This is a genomic window from Comamonas terrigena NBRC 13299, from assembly GCF_006740045.1.
GTDB lineage: Bacteria > Pseudomonadota > Gammaproteobacteria > Burkholderiales > Burkholderiaceae_C > Comamonas > Comamonas terrigena.
The window spans coordinates 4149930-4165638 of record NZ_AP019749.1 but is presented as its reverse complement, the minus strand read 5'-3'; the positions used below and the strand labels follow the sequence as shown (position 1 = coordinate 4165638).

The 15709-nt window shown below is 67.0% G+C and carries 15 protein-coding genes; 9 read left to right on the top strand and 6 right to left on the bottom strand.

Annotated features, from left to right (window positions below):
- Nucleotides 1–126 precede the first annotated feature (126 nt).
- Nucleotides 127–1455, top strand: a complete 1329-nt coding sequence (locus CT3_RS18850; protein WP_227657834.1) for an ATP-binding protein — start codon at nucleotides 127–129, stop codon at nucleotides 1453–1455.
- Entirely contained in the window at nucleotides 1424–1960 is a 537-nt protein-coding gene (locus tag CT3_RS18845) for a response regulator transcription factor (protein ID WP_066541087.1), read from the top strand. The genes CT3_RS18850 and CT3_RS18845 overlap by 32 nt, the downstream gene beginning before the upstream one ends.
- A gap of 235 nt (nucleotides 1961–2195) precedes the next feature.
- Here CT3_RS18845 and cyoE read toward each other — a convergent pair whose 3' ends face one another.
- The 4 genes from cyoE to CT3_RS18825 form a co-directional block, all read right to left on the bottom strand.
- Entirely contained in the window at nucleotides 2196–3101 is a 906-nt protein-coding gene (gene cyoE, locus CT3_RS18840) for a heme o synthase (protein ID WP_066541085.1), read from the bottom strand.
- Nucleotides 3098–4264, bottom strand: coding sequence for a COX15/CtaA family protein (locus CT3_RS18835; RefSeq protein WP_066541083.1), 1167 nt, complete (start codon nucleotides 4262–4264; stop codon nucleotides 3098–3100). The genes cyoE and CT3_RS18835 overlap by 4 nt, the downstream gene beginning before the upstream one ends.
- 633 nt (nucleotides 4265–4897) lie before the next feature.
- A complete protein-coding gene (locus CT3_RS18830; RefSeq protein ID WP_066541081.1) occupies nucleotides 4898–5089 on the bottom strand; it encodes a YqaE/Pmp3 family membrane protein in 192 nt (63 codons plus the stop codon).
- A 95-nt stretch (nucleotides 5090–5184) separates the two neighbouring features.
- Nucleotides 5185–6234, bottom strand: coding sequence for an alpha/beta hydrolase (locus CT3_RS18825; protein ID WP_066541075.1), 1050 nt, complete (start codon nucleotides 6232–6234; stop codon nucleotides 5185–5187).
- A gap of 271 nt (nucleotides 6235–6505) precedes the next feature.
- Between CT3_RS18825 and CT3_RS18820 the strand changes: the two genes are divergently transcribed.
- On the top strand, nucleotides 6506–7006 hold the full coding sequence (locus tag CT3_RS18820; RefSeq protein ID WP_066541074.1) for a YbhB/YbcL family Raf kinase inhibitor-like protein: 501 nt from the start codon (nucleotides 6506–6508) through the stop codon (nucleotides 7004–7006).
- A 113-nt stretch (nucleotides 7007–7119) separates the two neighbouring features.
- Here CT3_RS18820 and CT3_RS18815 read toward each other — a convergent pair whose 3' ends face one another.
- Nucleotides 7120–7761 carry a histidine phosphatase family protein gene (locus tag CT3_RS18815; RefSeq protein WP_066541073.1) on the bottom strand — a complete coding sequence of 214 codons (642 nt, stop codon included), beginning with the start codon at nucleotides 7759–7761 and terminating at the stop codon, nucleotides 7120–7122.
- A gap of 490 nt (nucleotides 7762–8251) precedes the next feature.
- Here CT3_RS18815 and CT3_RS18810 point away from each other — a divergent pair, with 490 nt between their 5' ends.
- The 4 genes from CT3_RS18810 to CT3_RS18795 are packed head-to-tail and all read left to right on the top strand — an operon-like array spanning nucleotide 8252 to nucleotide 13509.
- Nucleotides 8252–9841 carry an ABC transporter substrate-binding protein gene (locus CT3_RS18810; protein ID WP_066541070.1) on the top strand — a complete coding sequence of 530 codons (1590 nt, stop codon included), beginning with the start codon at nucleotides 8252–8254 and terminating at the stop codon, nucleotides 9839–9841.
- 6 nt (nucleotides 9842–9847) lie between these two features.
- Complete coding sequence (locus tag CT3_RS18805) at nucleotides 9848–10813, top strand: ABC transporter permease (RefSeq protein WP_066541069.1); 966 nt, start codon at nucleotides 9848–9850, stop codon at nucleotides 10811–10813.
- A gap of 9 nt (nucleotides 10814–10822) precedes the next feature.
- Nucleotides 10823–11770: an ABC transporter permease gene (locus tag CT3_RS18800; RefSeq protein WP_066541067.1), complete on the top strand. Its 948-nt coding sequence runs from the start codon at nucleotides 10823–10825 to the stop codon at nucleotides 11768–11770.
- A gap of 2 nt (nucleotides 11771–11772) precedes the next feature.
- Complete coding sequence (locus CT3_RS18795) at nucleotides 11773–13509, top strand: ABC transporter ATP-binding protein (RefSeq protein ID WP_066541537.1); 1737 nt, start codon at nucleotides 11773–11775, stop codon at nucleotides 13507–13509.
- Between the two features lie 83 nt (nucleotides 13510–13592).
- On the opposite strand, the gene CT3_RS18790 is transcribed toward CT3_RS18795, so the two are convergent.
- Nucleotides 13593–14231, bottom strand: a complete 639-nt coding sequence (locus tag CT3_RS18790) for a TetR/AcrR family transcriptional regulator (protein WP_066541061.1) — start codon at nucleotides 14229–14231, stop codon at nucleotides 13593–13595.
- On the opposite strand from CT3_RS18790, the gene CT3_RS21500 reads away from it, so the two are divergent.
- Nucleotides 14230–14379, top strand: a complete 150-nt coding sequence (locus tag CT3_RS21500) for a hypothetical protein (RefSeq protein ID WP_172591763.1) — start codon at nucleotides 14230–14232, stop codon at nucleotides 14377–14379. The two genes, CT3_RS18790 and CT3_RS21500, sit on opposite strands and share 2 nt — an antisense overlap.
- Nucleotides 14376–15659: a beta-ketoacyl-ACP synthase II gene (gene fabF / locus CT3_RS18785; protein ID WP_066541054.1), complete on the top strand. Its 1284-nt coding sequence runs from the start codon at nucleotides 14376–14378 to the stop codon at nucleotides 15657–15659. The genes CT3_RS21500 and fabF overlap by 4 nt, the downstream gene beginning before the upstream one ends.
- Nucleotides 15660–15709: the final 50 nt, after the last annotated feature.

Below are 15709 nucleotides of genomic sequence, written 5' to 3'. Positions count from 1 at the left end.
CGGCAGGGGTGGTGCCAAGGGCACAGGCAGCGCTTCTTTTGAGGTACTGGCGCAATAGCCGTATGCACAGCGCCCCCACCCGGCGCAGGGACAACGGGGCGCGGCGCACCTGGGCACAATCATCGGGTGCTGTTTGCTGCCGAACCTTCCTCCTCCCGCGTTGAACGCAACACGGAACGCAAGAACCTGCGCCTGCTGATCCAGCTGCGCTGGCTGGCCGTGGTGGGGCAGGTCATCACCATCTCGCTGGTGCATTCGGGCATGGGCATTGCCCTGCCGCTGCTGCCGATGATGGCCGTGGTCTCGGCCCTGGCGCTGACCAATCTGGGCTATATGCTGTGGCTGCAGTGGCGCCCGGCCACCGTCACGCCCCGGGTGCTGTTCGGGGCCTTGCTGGCCGATGTGGTGGCCCTGGCGCTGCAGCTGTATCTGAGCGGGGGGGTGAACAACCCCTTCATCTATCTGTTCCTGCTGCAGGTCATTCTGGGCACGGTGTTGCTGCGCCCGCAGTACGCCTGGGCCATGGTGGGCATCACCGCCGTCTGTGTGGTGGCGCTGGCGTTCTGCTACCAGCCGCTGCCGGTGGTGCTGGGCGGGGGGCTGCCCAATCTGTACACCCTGGGCCTGCTGATCTGCTTTGCGCTGACCACCATCCTGATGGTGGTGTTCATCACCCAGGTGGTGTCCAACCTGCGCCAGCGCGACAGCCGCCTGGCCGACATGCGCCAGCGCGCCAGCGAGGAAGAGCACATTGTGCGCATGGGCCTGCTGGCCACCGGCGCTGCCCATGAACTGGGCACGCCGCTGGCCACCATGTCGGTGATCCTGGGAGACTGGCAGCACATGCGCCAGGTGCGCGAGGATGCCGACATGATGGCCGATCTGGCCGAAATGCAGGAACAGCTGCTGCGCTGCAAGGCCATCGTCAACGGCGTGCTGCTGTCGGCGGGCGAGACGCGGGCGGCCGGGCTGGAATCGACCACGCTGCTGCAGTTCCTGGAGCAGCTGGTGGCGCGCTGGCGCCAGCACCACGAGCCCGAGAAATTCTTCTTCACCCACCAGCTCGAACGCGATGTGCCCATCCTCTCGGATACCGCGCTGGAGCAGGTGATTTGCAATGTGCTGGACAATGCTTTCGAGGCATCGCCGCAGGAGGTGCACCTGCACCTGGAACGCAGCGACGACCAGCTGGAACTGGTGGTGCGCGACCTGGGCCCCGGCTTCACCGAGGCCATCCTGGCCAACCTGGGCAAGCCCTACCAGTCCACCAAGCAAGGCCGTCCGGGCCGGGGCGTGGGGCTGTTCCTGGTTGTGAACGTGGTGCGCTCCCTGGGCGGCAGCGTGCAGGCCGGCAACCGCATGCACGGCGGTGCCGAGGTGCGCATCCGCCTGCCGCTGGCATCCATCACTCTGGAGAACGACCATGGACACCCCACGCCAATTGCTGCTGGTTGAAGACGATGCCGCCTTCGCCCGTACGCTGGCGCGCTCGTTCGAGCGGCGTGGCTACCAGGTGATCCAGGCCTCCAGCGCGGACGAGGTGGCCGAGCTGCTGCAGGTGCACCGCCCGCAGTATGCGGTGATGGACCTGAAGCTGGCGGGCAATGCCTCGGGCCTGAGCTGCGTGCAGATGCTGCACCAGCACAACCCCGAGGCGCTGATCGTGGTGCTGACGGGCTTTGCCAGCATTGCCACCGCCGTCGAAGCCGTGAAGCTGGGCGCCTGCCACTACCTGGCCAAGCCGTCCAATACCGACGACATCGAAGCCGCGTTCGGCCGCCTGGAAGGCGATGCCGAGGTGGAGCTGACGGCGCGGGCCACCAGCATCAAGACGCTGGAGTGGGAACATATCCACGAGACCCTGGCCGAGGTGGATTTCAACATCTCCGAAGCCGCACGCCGGCTGGGCATGCACCGCCGCACCCTCGCCCGCAAGCTGGAAAAACGCAGGGTGAGCTGAGGCTGCTGGCCTGCGCTTCGCGGCGCACAGCACAACAGCACAGGTCGCCGCTGGGGCGATGCCGGTCTGCCCCGGTGGATCGGCCCGCCGGGAGGCGTTGGCGATCTGCCGCACAGCCCCCTGCCTGCGCGTTGGCCACCCCGGGACCGAGGCTGAAGCTGGCGACCCACAAAAAAGCCCGCTGCGGGTACAGCGGGCTGGGGTGTCTGTCGGGCGGAGACCTTTTTTCGGCGTGTCAGTACACCGTGCCCACCAGATAGTGGTCGATCAGCAGGGCGGCAAACACGCCGCTGAGGTGGATCAGCGAGAAGCGGAAGGTCTTGCGTGCCAGCGCGTCGGAATAGTTCATCCACAGGCGCAGCGCATACCAGCTGAAGCCCAGGCACAGCACGCTGGCCACGGCCAGGTAGAGCCAGCCGCTCATGCCGAAGATGACCGGCAGCAGGCAACCGGCAAACAGCACCAGCGTGTACAGCAGGATCTGCAGCTGGGTGTAGCGCGGGCCGTGGGTCACTGGCAGCATGGGCAGGCCGGACTTCTTGTAGTCTTCCACGCGGTACAGCGCCAGGGCCCAGAAGTGGGGCGGGGTCCACAGGAAGATGATCAGGAACAGGATCAGCGCTTCGGGGCCCACATCGCCGGTCATGGCGGCCCAGCCCAGCACGGGAGGCATGGCACCGGACGCGCCGCCGATCACGATGTTCTGGGGGGTGGCGGGCTTGAGCACCACGGTGTAGATCACCGCGTAGCCAATGAAGGTGGCCAATGTCAGCCACATGGTCAGCGTGTTGGTGAAGGCCAGCAGGATGGCAGCACCCACGGTGCACAGCAGGGCCGAGAAGGCCAGTGCCTGCTGCGGCGAGAGCTCGCCCTTGGCTGTGGGGCGCCAGCTGGTGCGCTTCATCCGCGCATCGATATGGCGTTCCACCAGGCAGTTGAAGGCGGCGGCCGCGCCGGCCACCAGCCAGATGCCGATGCAGGCCACGGCCATGTGCACCCACTGGGCGGCGGTGGGCAGGCCGGGGACGGCCAGCACCATGCCGATGAAGGCGCAGAACACGATCAGCTGCACCACGCGGGGCTTGGTCAGGGCGTAGAACTGGGTCCACCGCGACGGGGAGGTAAGGACTTCGGCATTCATGCGCGAGCTCTCCGGGCGCCTTGGGGCGCATGCAAAACAGAAACAGAAGGGGCGGTGCGGGTGGTGGCCAGCGACCAGGTCAGCACCAGCACCAGGGCGGCGGCGCCGCCGGTGTGCAGCACGGCGGCCACCAGGGGCCAGTCCAGCACCACGTTCGACAGGCCGGTGGCCACCTGCAGGGCCAGCAGGCCCAGCAGCCATTTGCGCTGCACGGCCAGCACGGGCTGCTGGCGCAGCTTCCAGGCCAGGGTCAGCAGGGCCACCACCACGGCGTAGGCCAGCAGGCGGTGGACGTAGTGGATGGCGGTCAACGCCTCGAAGTGGATGGGGTTGCCATTGGCCTGCAGGCCCAGCGGGCGCCACAGCTCGAACGCCTGGCTGAAGTCCATGGCTGGCCACCAGCTGCCCTGGCACTGCGGGAAGGTGGTGCAGGCCAGCACGGCGTAGTTGGTGCTCACCCAGCCGCCCAGGGCCGCTTGCAGAAACACCAGGGCCAGGCAGGCCATGGCGCCGTGGCGCAGGGCGGCTGGCAGCGGGGCGGGTGGGGTGGCGTTGCCGAACTGCTGGTGGGCCACGGCCTGCACGCACAGCAGCATCAGCAGCACCGTGCCACCCAGCAGGTGCAGGGTGACGATGGCGGGGAAGAGCTTCATGGTCACCGTCAGCGCGCCAAATGCGCCCTGCAGGCAGACCCAGAACAGCGTGAACGAGGCCCAGGCCGGGTGCATGGCGCCGCGCAGCGGGCTGCGCAGGTGCTGGCGCCAGGCCAGCACGGTGAGGGCGATGATCAGCACGCCCACGCCGGTGGCCAGGTAGCGGTGGATCATTTCCACCCAGGCCTTGCCATGGGTGACCGGGCCGGTGGGCATGGCGGTCTGGGCGGCGGTGATTTCCGCGTGTGCGCCCAACGGGCTGGCGTTGCCGTAGCAGCCGGGCCAGTCGGGGCAGCCCAGGCCGGAGTCGGTCAGCCGGGTGAAGGCGCCGAACAGCACCAGATCGAAGGTGAGGAACAGCGTGAGCACCGCCAGCGCCTGCCAGCGGCGCTGGGCCCCGGCATGCCGGTTGCGGCGCCAGACCCACAGCAGGGGCACCAGGGCGATGAGGGTGCCGAGCAGCATCAACTCCAGCACGGGTGCCAGATCGTAGAGTGCCTGCTCGGTCATCAATGCTCCTTGCCTGATAGCTACAACTGCAGGTGGTTCAGACCTGCAGCACGAAATTCGCCCCGACCGGCCAGCGGTCCGGGGTGGCCGGTGAGGGCCGGGGGGGTGTCGCAGAGAAAGGTGGCATGCACCCATCATGGCGTGGGCCCGACAGGCTGTGTGCTGGGGGCAACCCCGCCACGGCCGCACCTTCTGGGACGAAGGTGGTGGCAACCCGGACACGGCAAAGCCGCACCATCCACGGCACGGCGGCACCAAAAAACTGCGCGTTGTTTGATGTGCCGCAATTTTACCGGGCTGCATTGGTGCTTGGTGTGGGCGTGGACAATCTGTCCACACCGGCGCCCTCGAAAAGGGACTCCACGGCGCGGTCCGGCGCATGCACCCTGGCCGCAACGGCCCATGCCGTGGCGGTGCGGCGGCGGTTCCTGTGACAGGTTGTCGAAGAGGGGTTGAAAAAATCTTTTCAACCCGGCGGTACGTCCATCCTTGGGGCGATGCGAGCAGCGTCGCACGGCATGCGCGGATTGAAAAAATCTTTGCAGTCTGCAGGAACGCCGCATACCGGGCGATGGTCTGGTGCTCCACTCACCGCCGGCTTCGTCGCGGTTGCGCGTGCCCGCAGCGCCAGGGTCAGCGCTTGCCCAGCGCGTCCTTGATCTTCTGGTCGGTCTTGTACTGGCTCAGCGCGTAGACGGCCCAGATGGCCGCAGGAATCCAGCCGATCACCGTGATCTGCAGGATCAGGCACAGCAGGCCGGAAAACGGACGGCCGATGGTGAAGAACACTGAGAAAGGCAGCAGCAGGGCCAGAAGCAGTCGCATGGCGTATTCAGTCGGGTCGAAGGGGCAAAGGGGCCGCAGGGTGCGGCCACCGCTGCGCATTATCGGCAGCGGCGGGGTGCGCCGCCGGCGCAAGGTCATCCCTGGGCGGTGTCCCAGGCGGTGCCCACCTGCGCGGCCTGCATGCAGGCGTAGAGCTGGGTGCCGCCATGGTTGGCGCCGGGCCAGACCTGGTAGCTGCAGTCCAGACCGCGCACGGCCGCCAGGGCCGCGGGCAGATCGGCTGTGTTGCCCAGGCCCAGCGCACGCGCTGCCTGGGCGGCGGCTTCGCGCTCGGGATTGGCCGGGCGGTTGGCAGGGCGGCGGCCGGCCAGCTCTTCGCTGCCCTGGCTCAGGTGCAGGCTCAGAGCGCCGGGCAGCGCCTGGCCCTGCTGGCCGTAGCGCGCAATGAAGCGCTGGCATTCCTGTACCACCACCCCATCGCCCCACCACAGCGAAGGGCTGGCTGCCACGTGGCGCTGGAACATGCCGGGGCGCATGAACAGGGCGTGTAGCGTGTACAGTCCGCCATAGGAATGGCCGACCAGGGTTTGCCGCTGGGGATGGAGGGGCAGGGCGGTGCGCAGCAGCGGTTGCAGCTGCTGGGCGATGAAGTCCAGGAACACATCGGCCCCGCCCTGGGCGCGGCCCTGGCTGTCGGGGCCCACGCCGTTGTACGGCAGGGTGTAGTCATAGGTGCGGGCGGTGCGGTCGTGCACCTCGCCGCTGTGCTCCGGCAGTGCATGGCCCAGGCCCACGACGACGGCGCTGCCGCTGCGCATTTCCGGTCCGCGGGCGCTGCGGTTGTGTACCAGCTGGGCGATGAAGGGGAACATCAGATTCCCGTCCAGCACATAGATCACCGGCCAGCCGCCAGCCGGTGCCGTGCCCTCCGGGACATACACCAGCACGCGGTGCTGGCGTGCCGCGTTGCTGCCCGGCAGCGGGGCGGCCGGCAGGTCGAAGCTGCGCACCCCCGGCATGGACCAGGGCTGCCAGTGTTGCGCGTTGGACGAAGGCGTCATGGATGCTGTCGATTCCGCCTGGGTGGCACAGCCCGCCAATGCCAGAGCCGGGGCGGCGAGGGCGCCGGTGAGCCAGTCACGGCGGGAAGGGGTATACGGGCTGGAGGCAGGCAGTTCAGACATGGAGAGCAATCACGGCAAGAGCGAAATACGGGCGCACGGCAGCAGATGCCGTGCATCCGCCGGAGTGTAGTTGATATTCATTCGCAATAAGAGCGTGAGCGGCCGGCGATGGCGCTGCAGCTGGGACGACAGCGCGGCGGTACGCCTCTGCAGCGGGCATGCCGTGTGCGCCAGCGACCATGGCGGCGCTGCCCGGACCCGTCGCCCAGGCGGTTGGCCGCCGCAGGCCGGGCGGGCATACTCAGGCGCTTGTGATGAGGAGTTTCCAAGCATGACCACTTTCACCCTGAGCAGTCCCGACATTCCCGCTGGCGGCAGCGTGCCCGCCCACTTCGAGGCCGATGTGTTTGGCTGCGGCGGTCGCAACGAATCGCCCGTGCTGCAGTGGACCGGTGCCCCGGCCGACGCCCAGAGCTTTGCCGTGACCGTGTACGACCCGGACGCACCCACCGGCAGCGGCTGGTGGCACTGGCTGGTGGTGGACCTGCCCGCAGGCACCAGCGAACTGTCGGCCAATGCCGGCGCCAAGGGCAGCCGGACCTTGCCCGCTGGCGCGCGCCAGATGCGCAACGACTACGGTGCCTTTGCCTGGGGCGGCATGTGCCCCCCGCCCGGTGACAAGCCGCACCGCTACATCTTCACCGTGCACGCGCTGTCGGTGCCCAAGCTGGACATCCCGGACGACGCCACGGCCGCGCTGACCGGTTTCATGGTCAACGCCACCACCATCGCCAAGGCGTCGTTCACCTCGACCTACGCCCGTCCGGCGTAAGGGATCGGTTCAGCCGCCCTGCACCGGGCGGCCCATGGCAGACAGCCGGGCTGGAGGATCCAGTCCGGCTGTTTTTTTGTGCTTAGTGCACGCCGGGTGGCGGCCGCCCGCGTTCAGCTGAAGACTTCGTCGCGGGCGCTGTCGGCCAGGTGGGAGACATCGCCCCAGCCGACCAGGCTCAGGCCGCCCGGTGTCCACAGCAGGCGGTTGATGGCGGCGTTGCCGAGCTCCCAGGTGCGCGGGGCCTGCAGGTCCTGGTGGGTGGCCAGGCGGTAGAGCACGTCCATCACGCCGCCGTGCGCCACCAGCGCAATCTGGCCGCCGGTGTGCTGGGCGGCCAGCCGCTCCACCGTGTGCTGGATGCGGCTTTTCAGCATGGCCAGCGATTCGCCCCCGCCATCGGGCACGAAGTCCGGGTCGCGCTTGCGCCAGCGCAGCGCCTGCTCGGGCTGCTCGGCCTCGATTTCCTTGAAGGTGCGGCCTTCGAAGCTGCCGAAGCAGCGTTCGCGCAGACCGCTGTCCAGCACCAGGGGCGCGCCGGTGGTGCCGGCCACGGCCTGGGCGGTGGTCTGGGCGCGGGCCAGGTCGCTGCTGTAGATGGCGTCCAGCCGTTCGCCCGCCAGTGCCTCGCCGGCGCGTGCCGCCTGCCACAGGCCGATGTCGTTGAGCGGAATGTCCAGGTGGCCCTGGATGCGGGCGTCCACGTTCCAGGCGGTTTCGCCGTGGCGGATGGCAATGATGCGGGTGGCTTGCATGCGGAAAAGCCCTGGCACACAGCAGGCTGCGCCGAGGCGGGGAAACCAAGGATCGGTGCGCACCCGCAAGGGTGGCCCGGCGTTCGGCCCATGGGCCTGTCAAACCATTGTCACGCAAAAGCGGCAGGGGGGCTGCGGTCGCGGTTTTGCTGCACTGCATGAGCGAGCGCCGTGTAGGGAAATAGCCCGCATGCAGACCTTTCCGCTAGCCTTGTTTGACATCTTTGGCGGCGCTGCCAGCCTTCGTGGCCTGCGATGCCGTCAGCCGGTGGTCAGCTTGCACGGACGGTACGGTAGCCAAGCCTGCTACAAATAAAAAAGCGTGCAGCGGCCTAGGGAAACTCCCAAAAGCTAACTACTAATTCGAATAAAAAAACAAGATATAATATCATTCTGGTTATATGTTGCACTGGCCGGGTACGCATCTTGCTGCCGGCTGCATTCCCTCTCGACTGCCCGTTGCGGGCACTGACCTTTCTCGGAGACTTTCATGACCTTGAAGACCCTGGGCACTGCCCTGCTGGCCGCTGGCCTGTTGACTTCGGTGGGCCTGGCCCAAGCGGACACCGTGCGCTGGGCACGTTCGGCCGACGTGACCACGCTGGACCCCCATGTGTTCAACACCGGCACCAACTTCGTGCTGATGCACCAGATGTATGAAACCCTGGTGAACCGCAGCGCCGACGGCAAGCTGGAGCCCACGCTGGCGCTGTCGTGGAAGATGACCAGCGACCCCAGCGTGTGGGAGTTCAAGCTGCGCCCGAACGTGAAGTTCCATGACGGGACGCCGTTCACCGCCAAGGATGTGGTGTTCTCGCTGAACCGTGCCCGGGGCCCGAATGCGCAGGTGAAGTCGCTGCTGGCTTCGGTCGAAGACATCAAGGCCGTGGACGACCTGACGGTGCACGTGAAGACCAAGGGCCCGAACCTGATCTTCCCGAACAACCTGACCAATCTGTTCATCATGAGCGAGAAGTGGTCCAAGGACAACGGCGCCGTGGATACGCAGGACGCCACCAGCAAGACCGAAAACGGTGCCACGCGCGCCGTCAACGGCACCGGCCCCTATGTACTGGCCAGCCGCGAAGTCGATTCCAAGACGGTGATGAAGCTCAACCCCAACTACTGGGGCAAGGGCAAGGCCCCGCTGCAGGTGACCGAGCTGGTCTATCTGCCCATCAAGTCGCCCGCCACCCGTGTGGCCGCGCTGCTGTCGGGTGAAGTCGACTTTGCCCAGGACATTCCTGCGCAGGACGTGGCACGCCTGAAGCAGGACAGCAAGCTGCGCATCAACGAAGGTCCGGAAAACCGTTCCATCTTCCTGGGCCTGAATGTGGGTGCGCCCGAGCTCAAGAGCAGCAATGTGAAGGGCAAGAACCCGTTTGCCGACCCCAAGGTGCGCCAGGCGGTGGAGCTGGCCATCGACCGCGACGCCATCAAGCGCTCGGTGATGCGCGGCCTGTCCATCCCTTCGGGCGTGATGGCGCCGTCGTTCGTGAATGGCTATGAAAAGGCCATGGCCGCCTATCCCAAGGCGGATGTGGCCAAGGCCAAGGCCCTGCTGGCCGAAGCCGGCTACCCCAACGGCTTTACCGTCACGCTGCACACCCCCAACGACCGCTATGTGAACGATGAAGCCATCAGCACGGCCGTGGCCGGCTTCCTGGGCCGCATCGGCATCAAGACCGAAGTCTCGGCCCGTCCCATCGCCATGCACAGTGTGGGCATCGTGAAGGCGGAAAGCGACTTCTACCTGTACGGCTGGGGCGTTCCCACCTACGACTCGGCCTACATCTTCGACTTCCTGGTCGCCACCCGCGGCAAGGAAGGCCGTGGCGCCCAGAATGCCACGCACTACAGCAATGCCGAGCTGGACAACAAGATCATCTCGCTCTCGTCCGAAAGCGACAAGGCCAAGCGCGATGCCACGATCAAGCAGATCTGGGACGTGGTGCAGAAGGAGCGTTTCTACATTCCGCTGCATGACCAGGTGATCCACTTCGCGTCGGTCAAGAAGATCAACGTGCCGGTGCACCCTGACAACGTGCTGCACTTCAAAGACGTCAAGTTCGTGAAGTAAAAGTCTATGCTGGTCCATCTGCTGCGCAGGCTGGGCCAGTCAGTCTTGGTACTGCTGGCCGTCTCCTTTATTTCCTTCATGGTGTTCCGCCACATCGGCGATCCCACCATCAGCCTGCTGGGCGAGGACGCAACGCTCGAAGAGCGCGAAGCGCTCACCGAAGAGCTGGGTTTCAACAAGTCCGTTCCCCTGCAGTACCTGCACTATGTGGGCAAGGTGCTGCAGGGCGATCTGGGCATTTCCTACCGGCTCAAGCGGCCGGTGGCCGACATCATTGCCGAGCGCCTGCCCGCCACGCTGGAGCTGGCGCTGACCGCCGCGGTCTTTGCGTTGCTCATCGGTGTGGTGCTGGGGGTGTACACCGCGCTGCGGCGTGAAGGCTTTTTCAGCCGCGCCATCATGACGGTGTCGCTGGTGGGGGTGTCGCTGCCCACCTTCCTGATCGGCATCGGCCTGATCTACCTGTTCGCGGTGGAGCTGCGCTGGCTGCCCTCGTTCGGACGGGGCGAGACGGTGAGGATCGGCGGCTGGGAAACCGGGCTGCTGACCGCCTCCGGCCTGGCGGCCATCATCATGCCCGCCATCACGCTGGGCTTCTACAACATGACCTTGATCATGCGGCTGGTGCGGGCCGAGATGCTGGAGGTGCTGCGCTCCGACTACATCCGCTTCGGCCGTGCCCGCGGCCTGAAGGAACGGGATCTGTATTTCGGCCATGCGCTGCGCAACACGCTGATTCCCGTCATCACCATTGCCGGTCTGCAGATCGGCTCGCTGATCGCCTTTGCCATCGTCACCGAAACGGTGTTCCAGTGGCCGGGTGTGGGCCTGCTGTTCATTTCCTCCATCCAGGGCGTGGACGTGCCCTTGATCGCTGCCTACCTGATGTTCATTGCGCTGCTGTACGTGGTGATCAATCTGCTGGTGGACTTTTTGTACGTGCTGGTGGACCCCCGCCTGCGAAAGAAATAAGGGGGCAGCATGACTGACACCGTGAAACAAGAAGTGGCGCAGCCGCTGCCGCGCGGCTGGAAGGCCAGCGATTCGCCGGTCAAGCGTGCCTTTGCCAAGTCGCGCCTGGTGCAGGTGGCCTGCGGCACGCTGCTGCTGATCGTGCTGGCCACCATCTTTGCGCCTTTGCTGGCCTGGCAGAACCCGTTCGATCCGGCCAACCTGGATTTGATGGATGCCTTCACCGCTCCCTGGAGCCAGGGCATGGGCGAGGCCTTCTACCCGCTGGGGGCGGACGACCAGGGCCGCGATGTGTTCAGCGCCATTCTGTATGGCCTGCGCATGTCGGTCTTTGTGGGCGTGTCCGCCGTGGCGCTGTCGCTGATCATCGGCGTGCCGCTGGGGCTGATCGCCGGCTACGCCGGTGGCTGGTTCGACACGCTGCTGATGCGCATTGCGGACATCCAGCTCACCTTCCCGGTGATCCTGGTGGCCCTGCTGATCTTCGGCATTGCCCGCGGCCTGCTGCCCGAGGGCTACCGCGACGACATGGCGGTGTTCGTGATCATCGTGGCCATCGGCCTGTCGGACTGGGTGCAGTACGCCCGTACCGTGCGCGGTGCGGTAATGGTGGAAAAGCAGAAGGATTATGTGCTGGCCGCCCAGCTGATCGGTCGTTCGCAGACCGCCATCCTGACCAAGCACATCCTGCCCAACCTGCTGGCGCCGATCCTGGTGATTGCGACCATCAGCTTTGCCCACGCCATCGTGGCGGAATCCACGCTGTCCTATCTGGGCGTGGGCCTGCCGCCCACTTCGCCTTCGCTGGGGACCTTGATCCGCATCGGCCAGGGCTTTCTGTTCTCGGGGGAGTGGTGGATCCTGCTGTTCCCCTCGCTGGTGCTGCTGGCGCTGGCGCTGTCCGTCAACCTGGTCGGCGACTGGCTGCGTGACGCCCTGAACCCCAAGCTGCAATGACCATGACCACTGACACCATCCCTACCGTGGCTGACGGTGATGTGCCCGTGCTGCGGGTGCGCCACCTCAGCGTCACCTTCGATACCTACAAGGGCCCGGTGCATGTGCTGCACGACGTGTCCTTCGACATTGCGCGCGGCGAAATCCTGGGCGTGGTGGGCGAATCGGGCGCAGGCAAGTCCATGACCGGCTCGGCCGTCACCGGCTTGATCGAACCGCCGGGCCGCATCTCCGGCGGCACGGTCGAGCTGTTCGGTCAGCGCATCGACCAGCTCACCGGCGAAGACCTGCGGCGCATCCGCGGCAAGCGCATCGGCACCATCTTCCAGGACCCGCTGACCAGCCTGAACCCGGTCTACACCGTGGGCCGGCACCTGGTGGAAACCATCCGCACCCATTTGCCCGTCAGCGAGAAAGAGGCCGAGGCCCGCGCGCTGGCGCTGCTGGAGGAAGTGGAGATTCCCCATGCCAAGGAACGCCTGGCGCAGTACCCGCACCAGTTTTCTGGCGGCATGCGCCAGCGGGTGGCGATTGCGCTGGCGCTGTGCGCCGAGCCCGAGCTGATCATTGCCGACGAGCCCACCACGGCGCTCGACGTGTCCGTGCAGGCACAGATCATTGCCTTGCTGCGCAAGGTCTGCAAGGAGCGCGGTGCCGCAGCCATGCTGATCACCCACGATATGGGCGTGATCGCCGAGACGGCCGACCGTGTGATGGTGATGTACCAGGGCCGTGTGCTGGAGACCGGCCCCGTGCGCCAGGTGCTGGATGCGCCGCACGAGCCCTACACCCAGGTGCTGATGGCGGCCATTCCCAGCGTGCACCAGCGCGTGGTGCGCCTGCCGGTGCCCGAAGTGGGCGGTGGTCCGGTGCCGGCCGCCGTGCCGTGGACGCCCAAGGCGAGCGCTGCCGATACCGTGGGCGCGAAGCCGCTGCTGGAGGTGCAGAACCTGGGCAAGGACTACGACCTGTCCAGCGGCTGGCTGGCCCGGCTGCTGGCGCGCGAGGAGAAGAAGATCCTCAAGGCCGTAGACGGTGTGTCCTTCAGCATCCGCAAGGGCACGACGTTTGGCCTGGTGGGGGAGTCCGGCTCGGGCAAATCCACCGTGGCGCGCATGGTGGCGGGACTGACGCCGCCCACGCGCGGCACCATCCTGTTCGACGGCGTGGACAAGTGGAGCCCTGCGGCCCAGACCGTGGCCATGCGCCGGCGTTTCCAGATGATCTTCCAGGACCCGTATGCCAGCCTGAACCCCCGTTGGACGGTGGAGGAGCTGATTGCCGAGCCACTGCAGGTGCTGGGCATCACCCGCAACAAGGACGAAACCGCTGCACGCGTGCAGGAGGCGCTGCGCCGCGTGCGCATGAAGCCGGACGACGCCAAGAAGTACCCGCACCAGTTCTCCGGCGGGCAACGCCAGCGCATCGCTGTGGCGCGTGCCCTGGCCAGCCAGCCGGAATTCATCATCTGCGATGAGCCCACGTCCGCGCTGGACGTGTCGGTGCAGGCCCAGGTGCTGAACCTGATGCGCGATCTGCAGGACGAGTTCGGCCTGACCTATCTGCTCATCAGCCACAACCTGGCGGTGATCCGCCACATGTGCGACGACATCGGCGTGATGCAGCGCGGCAAGCTGGTGGAAGCCGGTGAGGCCGCTGCCGTGCTCGACGCCCCGCAGCATGCCTACACCCGCGAGCTGATGGCGGCGATTCCGGACATTGCCCACGTGCATGCCTGAACCCGGTGCCCGTCATGGACGGGCACCGCTGCCAGCGCCCCCTCCAACGAGGCACCGGCCTGCGGCTGCAGCGCCGCGCGGGGTCAGTCCTGTGCTCTGTCCTGTGTGGCGGCCTCGGGGTTGACGAGCTGCGTGCGCAGCGTGGTCAGGATTTCTTCGGACAGCGCCGGGTTGCCGGCCGCCGTGGCGCGTGCCAGCACCAATGCGCCCACCATGCTGGACAGCATGGTGATGGTGCGTGCGCGTTCCTCGGGCGTGGCAGGGCGTTGGTCGCGTGCGCTGGCAGGCATCAGGGCGCGGGCAAAGCGCTGGATGTTCTGCTCCACGCCCTGGGCAAACACCGCTGACATCTCCGGCCCGGCGCGGGCCGCATCCACGGCCAGCGCCGCAGCAGGGCAGCCGTTGCCAGGGTGGTCGCGGTGGGTGGTGGACAGGTAGCTGTCCACCAGGGACTGCAGCAACTGCTCGGGCCCGGCGTCAGCGCGCGGTGTGTCCAGCGCCTCCAACGGCGTGATGGTCCAGTCGAAGGCCCGCAGGCAGGCCTCGCGCGCCAAGGCATCCTTGGACTCGAAATGGCGGTACAGCCCGCCGTGGGTCAGGCCGGCGTCGCGGGTGATGTCGGCCACGCCGACGCCGGCCAACCCGTGCTCCCGGTACAGGCGGGCGGCGGCATCGACGATGCCGGCGCGGTTCTCTGCAGCTTGTGCCTTGGATACTTTCATGGTTTTAGATGATGCTAATCATCAAAACAATTATGATGATGCCTCTCATCATAAGTGCCGGGCTTCCCGGCTGCCTACCATGAAGCAGTTTTCCCTCTCCATTGCCCTGCCGCTTGTGGCGCCGATGCTGGCCGGAGGCCGGGCATGAGCCGCCGCGTCGTGATTACCGGCCTGGGGCTGGTCTCGCCCCTGGGCTGTGGCGTGGAGCTGGCCTGGCAGCGTCTGCAGGCCGGGCAGTCCGGCATCCGTGCGCTGGATGCGGCCGTGTGCGACGGCATCGACACCCGCATCGGCGGACGCGTCCCGGGTCTGGAAGAAGACCCCGAAGGGGGCTGGAACGCCGATGCCGTGGTGTCGGCCAAGGACCAGCGGCGCATGGACCGCTTCATCACGTTCGCACTCGGGGCGGCGGACCAGGCGCTGGCCCAGGCCGGCTGGCACCCGCAGGACGAGGTGGCGCGGCAGCGCACGGCCACGGTGATTGCATCCGGCATTGGCGGCTTCGGGGCGATTGCCGACGCTGTGCGCACCACCGACACCCGGGGACCGGGGCGGTTGTCGCCCTTCACGGTGCCGTCGTTTCTGGTGAACCTGGCGGCCGGTCAGGTGTCGATACGCCATGGTTTCAAGGGACCGATTGGCGCGCCCGTCACCGCCTGTGCGGCCAGCATTCAGGCCGTGGGCGATGCGGCGCGGCTGATCCGGGCGGGCGAGGCCGATGTGGCCTTGTGCGGCGGCAGCGAAGCCTGTATCGACCGGGTCAGCCTGGGCGGCTTTGCGGCGGCCAAGGCGCTGTCCAGCGGCTTCAACGACCAGCCTGAAAAGGCCTCGCGCCCCTTCGATGCAGCACGGGACGGCTTTGTGATGGGCGAGGGTGCCGGCATGCTGGTGCTGGAGTCGCTGGAGCATGCACTGGCCCGTGGTGCCCAGCCGCTGGCCGAAGTGCTGGGCTACGGCACCTCGGCCGACGCCTACCACATCACCGCCGGCCCCGAGAGCGGGGAAGGTGCGTTGCGGGCCATGCAGGCGGCGCTGGCCCAGGCCGGTCTGCAGCCTGGGCAGATCCAGCACCTGAACGCCCATGCCACGTCCACCCCGGTGGGGGACCGGGGCGAGCTGGCGGCCATCCGGACCCTGTTTGGCGCCGCCATGGTGCAAGGCCAGGGGCCGGCCATCACCGCCACCAAATCCGCCATCGGGCATTTGCTGGGGGCGGCTGGGGGCGTGGCCAGTGTGTTCACCGTGCTCGCGCTGCGCGACCAGACCGTGCCACCGCTGCTGAATCTGGCGCAGCCCGATGCCTGGGCTGAGGGCATGGACCTGGTGCGTGGCCAGGCACGGCCGGTGGCCATGGCGCATGCGCTGCTCAACGGTTTTGGCTTTGGCGGTGTCAATGCCTCGCTGGTGCTGGGGCGCTACCCGGGCTGAGCCCCGGGGCGGTACGCGGCCATGAAAAAAGGCTTGCCGTAGGCAAGCCT

Bases quoted from the DNA above. Each gene is read 5' to 3' on its own strand.
- CT3_RS18845 (WP_066541087.1), top strand. From the start codon at position 1,424: ATGGACACCCCACGCCAATTGCTGCTGGTTGAAGACGATGCCGCCTTC.
- cyoE (WP_066541085.1), bottom strand. From the start codon at position 3,101: ATGAATGCCGAAGTCCTTACCTCCCCGTCGCGGTGGACCCAGTTCTAC.
- CT3_RS18835 (WP_066541083.1), bottom strand. From the start codon at position 4,264: ATGACCGAGCAGGCACTCTACGATCTGGCACCCGTGCTGGAGTTGATG.
- CT3_RS18830 (WP_066541081.1), bottom strand. From the start codon at position 5,089: ATGCGACTGCTTCTGGCCCTGCTGCTGCCTTTCTCAGTGTTCTTCACC.
- CT3_RS18825 (WP_066541075.1), bottom strand. From the start codon at position 6,234: ATGTCTGAACTGCCTGCCTCCAGCCCGTATACCCCTTCCCGCCGTGAC.
- CT3_RS18820 (WP_066541074.1), top strand. From the start codon at position 6,506: ATGACCACTTTCACCCTGAGCAGTCCCGACATTCCCGCTGGCGGCAGC.
- CT3_RS18815 (WP_066541073.1), bottom strand. From the start codon at position 7,761: ATGCAAGCCACCCGCATCATTGCCATCCGCCACGGCGAAACCGCCTGG.
- CT3_RS18810 (WP_066541070.1), top strand. From the start codon at position 8,252: ATGACCTTGAAGACCCTGGGCACTGCCCTGCTGGCCGCTGGCCTGTTG.
- CT3_RS18805 (WP_066541069.1), top strand. From the start codon at position 9,848: ATGCTGGTCCATCTGCTGCGCAGGCTGGGCCAGTCAGTCTTGGTACTG.
- CT3_RS18800 (WP_066541067.1), top strand. From the start codon at position 10,823: ATGACTGACACCGTGAAACAAGAAGTGGCGCAGCCGCTGCCGCGCGGC.
- CT3_RS18795 (WP_066541537.1), top strand. From the start codon at position 11,773: ATGACCACTGACACCATCCCTACCGTGGCTGACGGTGATGTGCCCGTG.
- CT3_RS21500 (WP_172591763.1), top strand. From the start codon at position 14,230: ATGGTTTTAGATGATGCTAATCATCAAAACAATTATGATGATGCCTCT.
- CT3_RS18790 (WP_066541061.1), bottom strand. From the start codon at position 14,231: ATGAAAGTATCCAAGGCACAAGCTGCAGAGAACCGCGCCGGCATCGTC.
- fabF (WP_066541054.1), top strand. From the start codon at position 14,376: ATGAGCCGCCGCGTCGTGATTACCGGCCTGGGGCTGGTCTCGCCCCTG.